This window comes from Chamaesiphon sp. OTE_20_metabat_361 (genome assembly GCF_031364565.1).
In genome coordinates this window covers 1-1,986 of sequence record NZ_JANLWO010000671.1, presented here as the reverse complement: position 1 = coordinate 1,986, position 1,986 = coordinate 1, and the positions used below count along the sequence as shown (strand labels likewise).

General features: G+C 46.9%; 4 protein-coding genes. 2 read left to right on the top strand and 2 right to left on the bottom strand.

What is annotated here, in order from left to right; genetic code table 11:
• Together RMO35_RS19195 and RMO35_RS19190 are read left to right on the top strand one after the other, a co-directional pair.
• Positions 1-385 (top strand): DUF2382 domain-containing protein (locus tag RMO35_RS19195; protein WP_309743227.1); only part of this gene is annotated, 385 nt, incomplete at its 5' end.
• Positions 386-606: 221 nt separating this feature from the next.
• The gene (locus RMO35_RS19190; protein ID WP_309743225.1) at positions 607-1,158 is read left to right on the top strand and encodes a DUF2382 domain-containing protein; all 552 of its coding nucleotides are present in this window, start codon (positions 607-609) and stop codon (positions 1,156-1,158) included.
• A gap of 206 nt (positions 1,159-1,364) precedes the next feature.
• Here the strand turns inward: RMO35_RS19190 and RMO35_RS19185 are convergent, their stop codons facing one another.
• Together RMO35_RS19185 and RMO35_RS19180 are read right to left on the bottom strand one after the other, a co-directional pair.
• The gene (locus RMO35_RS19185; protein WP_309743223.1) at positions 1,365-1,496 is read right to left on the bottom strand and encodes a hypothetical protein; all 132 of its coding nucleotides are present in this window, start codon (positions 1,494-1,496) and stop codon (positions 1,365-1,367) included.
• Positions 1,497-1,504: 8 nt separating this feature from the next.
• Positions 1,505-1,756, bottom strand: coding sequence for a DUF4349 domain-containing protein (locus RMO35_RS19180; RefSeq protein WP_309743221.1), 252 nt, complete (start codon positions 1,754-1,756; stop codon positions 1,505-1,507).
• Positions 1,757-1,986 lie beyond the last annotated feature (230 nt).

Sequence of the window (1,986 nt, the reverse complement as noted above, 5' to 3'; positions counted from 1 at the left end):
TAGCTTCAAGCTCTATCAAGAGCGCTTAGTTGCCAGCAAAACCCGTCAGAAAACTGGCAATGCTGTCATTAACAAGCGGGTCGAAACTGAAACCGCCCAAGCTTCAGTACCTGTCGAAAAAGAGCGCATCGTCATCGAACGGATGCCTGCGACTGGGACGACGGCGGTAGCTCCTGGTGAAGCTACATTCCAGGCTGGCGAAGTATCTCGCGTCGATGTCTATGAGGAAGTGCCAGAATTTCACAAAGAGGCGTTCGTCCGCGAGGAAGTACGCATTAATAAAGTTGTAGAAAAAGAGACAGCCACCACTCAAGAGCAAGTTCGTCGTGAAGAACTTGATGTGAATGTTGATGGTCATCCGACGATCTCTGATGGCAAACGCTAAGCGATCTTAGACTGCAAAGGTCTTCTAATGTCGTAGTGGTAATATTGAGGTAGGAGTAATTCATAAATTGCCCCTGCCTCAATGAATATTTATACATTAGCAAAAATCAGCCGTCAAAAATCTTCGCGATCGAGCCAAAACTGGAGTAGTTAGCCACCCGCGCTCGTTTCAAAAAAATCTGCTCCAGTAACTTGCAAAAACACATCATTCTGAGAAAGACCATGCTTGCTGACGAATTTAAATCTAGTCAACACAATGGCGGAATCGAGGGGCGCGAATCAGTTGTTACTCCCACAAACATTCTGACCGAAAAAGTTATTTCTTTGTTAGAAGAGCGATTAGTCGTCGATTTGACCCGTCGCAAAGTTGGCGATATTGTCGTCCGTAAAGAAATTGAAACCCAGCTTGTACAAGTACAAGTTCCCATTCGTCGCGAAACGCTGATTGTCGAGCAAGTCAGCCCAGAATACAAGCGGATTGCCCAGATCGATCTCGGCACAGAACAGGTCGATACTACAGCAATTGCCCAGAGGATCGAGCGTGAATTTAGTTCGAGCGCGGGTGATAAGTCTATTACTGTAGAATTAGTTGGCAGCGATCGTCGCACCATTCAGGGTCGCAATTATTCACCACAAGCAGCCAGCGATTTGCTTGCCGAACTAGCAAGTTTACCCGATCCGGACTGGGCAAATATCCAGATCGAAATCGTGCTCGATAACTCCGATCGTCAAGCTAATTATCAAGCAGTACTCGATCGTCACAGTCAACTATAGCAGTCCGATGTGATGTGCAAGAATATTGTAGGGTGTGTTATCGCGTAACGGCTCGCGCTCGTCGGCTTTGCCGACGGTTTAGCGGCGTTTTTATTCAGGGGGAACCCCCGAATAAAAAACGACCAGACAGCGTAACGCACCAAAATCTATCTGATTTGCAAGAATATTGTAGGGTGCGCGATAACGCACCAAAAACTAATAAATTTCTAGCCCTGCTCAATTGTCGTCGGATTCGCGATCGCTCGCCGCTGATGCTTACGGATCGCATAGTAAACCCCGCCAGCCCCGATCGCTATAAACGGCGTAAACGGTAGCAACCACAGTAGTTCTAGCGCCAAATTCGTAGCTAGACTTCCGGCGGAGTGAGTTGAATTTTTCCAAGTTTCCCCGACCTGTACTCCAAAACTATACTAGGCACCTTTAACGTCAGCGTAGTCTGGCGATGTCTATTACTATCTTGCGGTCTCTCATCCTGCAAATCATAGACATCACCTTGCTTGTTCCTAAGAATCTGACGCAATTGCACCATTGTCTGATCGATCGACTCCACTCGTAGCGACAGCTCTGCTGTTTTGACCAATGCAGGTTTTTGAGGCATTGGTGTAACGGATTGAGATTCGGAATCGGCTACTAGATAAACACCTAAAAGTGATTGCTGGCAAGGAATTTGCCCAGATCGGAAAATCTTTTCCCAAAAAGGGTTGACAATCCTAGGCAGACAAGATATATTAGTAAAGCGGTCGAGGGAAACAGCCCAGCGGAATCGACGAAAGTCGCTCCTAGAGCCAACTACCTTCACCACTGAACCTAGACAACTATATAGTTTGA